3 protein-coding genes and 1 pseudogene are annotated in these 3,809 nt (G+C 62.2%); 3 read left to right on the top strand and 1 reads right to left on the bottom strand.

All coding sequences use genetic code 11. From position 1 onward, the window contains the following. Positions 1-961, bottom strand: a pseudogene (locus EN991_RS26975) (sensor histidine kinase); the annotation flags it as partial. A gap of 278 nt (positions 962-1,239) precedes the next feature. Between EN991_RS26975 and rpmH the strand changes: the two are divergent. From rpmH to yidC, 3 genes are read left to right on the top strand one after another with little or no spacing between them, the layout of a single operon-like run. Next, the gene (gene rpmH / locus EN991_RS26965; RefSeq protein WP_008833937.1) at positions 1,240-1,374 is read left to right on the top strand and encodes a 50S ribosomal protein L34; all 135 of its coding nucleotides are present in this window, start codon (positions 1,240-1,242) and stop codon (positions 1,372-1,374) included. A 16-nt stretch (positions 1,375-1,390) separates the two neighbouring features. Then, a complete protein-coding gene (gene rnpA / locus EN991_RS26960; protein WP_013528505.1) occupies positions 1,391-1,744 on the top strand; it encodes a ribonuclease P protein component in 354 nt (117 codons plus the stop codon). A gap of 14 nt (positions 1,745-1,758) precedes the next feature. Next, positions 1,759-3,570, top strand: coding sequence for a membrane protein insertase YidC (gene yidC / locus EN991_RS26955; protein WP_063169714.1), 1,812 nt, complete (start codon positions 1,759-1,761; stop codon positions 3,568-3,570). The last annotated feature ends 239 nt before the right edge of the window (positions 3,571-3,809 follow it).

The raw sequence follows: 3,809 nt of genomic DNA, 5'->3' as shown, positions 1-3,809 counted from the left end.
AATAAGACACGGCGCGGTCGAGCGCGCGCAGCAGTTTCGGCGCGAAGGCCTGCACCGTCGGATCCTTGACCTGACGCAAGCGGTCCGACATCAGCTGCGCGGAAGCCAGGATGTTGCGCATGTCATGGTTGATCTTGGAAACCGCCAGGCCGAGATCGGCAAGATGCTTCTGCTCGGAGAGCATTTTTTGCAGCCGTTCCTGCATCTGCGACAGCTCGCGCTCGGCAACGCCGATCTCGTCGGCGCGGGCAGCCGGATGGATGATCCGCCCGGGATCGTCAGGGGCTTCGGAGAAAGATAGCATCGAGCGCGTCATCGTCCGGATCGGTCCGATCATGATCAGGTCGATGGCGGCGTAGACCAGCATGGCGGTGAACAGCGAGATCAGCAGCGAGACGAAGGCGACGTTGCGCGAATAGCGCAGCATCGCGTTGCGCAGGCTGTTGTCGGGCATGATCAGCTCGAACTCCTTGTCCGAGTCGCCGACCGGACCGAAGACGCGCAGCATACGGTCGCCGCCGAAAAACAACGTGTCGAGCGCACCGGTCATGCCCTTGATCATGCCGATCGAGGCGATATCGATGTGTTCGTCGACCTTCGGCGGCATTTCGGCCACCACCAGCAGCCGCGAGACGCCTCCGTCGCGCACCGCGATCGCCTTGGCGCCGATCGCCATCAGCACGTCGTTCTGCGCCGTGCGCGACAGCGAGGTGGGTTCACCCTGCACCAGCACGATCGACACCGCCGCCGCCGTGCTCAGCCGCTCCTTCAGCCAGTTCAGCCGGTAGCTCGCGATCCAGGGCAGGAAGATCAGCACTTCGGCCAGCAGCACGAAGACGATGGTCAGCAGCAGCAGCTTGGTCGACAGGCCGCGCGACAGCGGCACCGTGCGCACGCTGGCCGGCGCCTCGGTGGACCCCGCCGTGCCGATCCCTTCCTGTGCCTGTATGGTTTCGCTCATGCGGCTAATGTCTTCACGATCACTTGATCAACGCAGATTAGGCGATTACGGCTTTTTTGCCAATTTCATCCTTGGTCGCAAACATAAACCGGCCTGAATGGCGAAGCTTTCGGCCCGACGACTCCGGATTGACTTCCAAAAGCCTTCTTTCTATAAGCCCGCACACGCTCGGGCCATTCGTCCCGGCGCGGTTTCGATCGCGCCAAAGCCGGCCCGGCAAAGCTCCTGTTACACAGTGACAGAATCAAGAAGGGCCGCACCCCGCGGTATTAAAACAAATGAAGCGTACCTACCAACCGTCCAAACTCGTCCGCAAACGTCGGCACGGCTTTCGTGCCCGCATGGCCACCAAGGGTGGTCGCGGCGTCGTCGCAGCTCGCCGCAACCGCGGTCGCAAGCGGCTCAGCGCCTGAACGGAAGACGAGATCGTTGCCCGCATCCGGCAAGCCAGTGGGACCAAATCCCAAGCGGCTTCTGAAGCGCGCGGAATTCCTGGCTGTCCGTCGTGGTGAAAAACGACGCGGGCGGCTTTTTCTCGTCGAAGTTCTCGACCGCGGCGACGGCCTGTCGCCGCGCGTCGGCTACACCGTCACCAAGAAGGTCGGCAATGCGGTTGTCCGCAACCGCGTCCGGCGGCGGCTGCGAGAAGCCGTCCGTACGCACGCCGCAAGTGACATGGCGCCTGGCAATGACTATGTCATCGTCGGGCGCGAAGACGTGCTTACCACTCCGTTCGGCCAGTTGAAGGCCGAACTCTCCCGCCGACTGCGCGGAACACGATAGGCCAAGGGCTTTCGATGGAAAACAACCGGAACTTCTTCATCACCATCGCGCTGTCGGTGCTGATCCTGGCGGTATGGCAATATTTTTATGTGTTGCCGCGCAGCGAAGCGCAGCGCGAGGCCGCCCGCGTCGAACAGCAGCGCGTCGAGGAGCAGAAGAAGGCCGCCGGCACCAATCCCGGTACCGACACCGGAACGCCCGCCGCCCCTGGCGCCATTCCCAACGCACCCGGCACCGATGCCGTGACGCCGGCCGGCCGCGAACAGGCGCTCGCCACGACGACCCGCGCGAAGATCGACACGCCGAGCCTTGAGGGTTCGATCAACCTGACCGGTGCCCGTCTCGACGACCTCAAGCTCAAGCACTACACCGAGACGGTCGACAAGAACTCGCCCGAGATCAGCCTGCTCAACCCGGCGGCACTGCCCAATGGCTACTATGCCGAGATCGGCTTCGTCGGCAACGACAAGACCGGCGCGGTGCCCGGTCCCGAAACAGTGTGGGCTATCGACGGCAATGCGACACTGACGCCGACGACCCCGGTCACGCTGACCTATTCGAACGACAAGGGCCTGACCTTCAAGCGCACCTTTTCCGTCGACACCAACTACATGTTCACGGTGTCCGACACGGTGCAGAATGCCGGCACGGCCGCCGTCTCGCTGTCCAATTACGGCCGCGTCACCCGCTTCGACAAGCCGCTCGTTGCCAGCACCTATGTGCTGCATGAGGGCCTGATCGGCTTCACCGGCACGGAAGGCCTGCAGGAACACAAATACGCGTCCATCGAGAAGGACAAGCAGTTCACGCCGGGCAAGTCGACCGACGGCTGGCTCGGCATCACCGACAAATACTGGGCGGTGACGCTGGTGCCGACCGAGAAGCAGCCGTTCCAGCCGCGCTATGCCTATTTCGAGGACGGCCGCCATCGCTACCAGTCCGACTTCCTCACCGACCCGATCACCGTCGATGCCGGCCAGTCGGCGACGGTGGAGAGCGAGATCTTCGCGGGCGCCAAGGAAGTCGGCAAGATCAACGCCTATGCGGAAGACCGTCATATCAAGCGGTTCGACCTTTTGATCGACTGGGGCTGGTTCCACTTCATCACCAAGCCGATGTTCTGGCTGATCGACACGCTCTACAAATTCTTCGGCAATTTCGGCCTGGCCATTCTCGCCACCACCGTCATCGTCAAGGCCATCTTCTATCCGCTCGCCAACAAGTCGTACGCGTCGATGGCGAACATGAAGAAGGTGCAGCCGAAAATGCTCGAGATCCGCGAGAAATACGCGGACGACAAGATGAAGCAGCAGCAGGCGATGATGGAGCTGTACAAGACCGAGAAGATCAACCCGCTTGCCGGCTGCTGGCCGGTGGCACTGCAGATCCCGGTCTTCTTCTCGCTTTACAAGGTGCTCTACATCACCATCGAAATGCGGCACGCGCCGTTCTTCGGCTGGATCCAGGATCTGGCCGCGCCCGATCCGACGTCGCTGTTCAACCTGTTCGGCCTGATCCCGGTCACCCTGCCGCACATGCTGATGATCGGCGTCTGGCCGCTGATCATGGGCGTCACCATGTTCCTGCAGATGCGCATGAACCCGACGCCGCCGGATCCGACGCAGGCTGCGATCTTCACCTGGATGCCTGTCATCTTCACCTTCATGATGGCGGGTTTCCCGGCCGGCCTGGTCATCTACTGGGCCTGGAACAACACGCTGTCGATCCTCCAGCAGGGCATCATCATGAAGCGCCAGGGTGCCAAGATCGAGCTGTGGGACAATCTGGTCGCGCTGTTCCGAAAGAAACCATCACCGGCCGAATAGAAGGCGCAGCGCTTTCTCCAGCCTTCAAAGCCCCGCCTCGCGCGGGGCTTTTCGTTTAAGCAGCTCCGGCATCACGTTCCCGTGATCGGCGAAACTTGCGCCCCCTCGGCGGCGTGACTGCCTGTGCGTTTCCAAAGGCTATCAATTCCGATCAGCCCTCACACGGAGGAAGACCACATGCGCTTGCCGTCATTCAGGATCATCGCCCTTTCCGCACTCGTCGCCGGCGTGGCGATTGC

This window comes from Mesorhizobium sp. M7A.F.Ca.US.005.03.2.1 (genome assembly GCF_003997795.1).
GTDB classification, from domain to species: Bacteria; Pseudomonadota; Alphaproteobacteria; order Rhizobiales; family Rhizobiaceae; genus Mesorhizobium; species Mesorhizobium ciceri.
The sequence above is the reverse complement of the archived record's forward strand: the minus strand, read 5'-3'. Positions and strand labels throughout refer to the sequence as shown.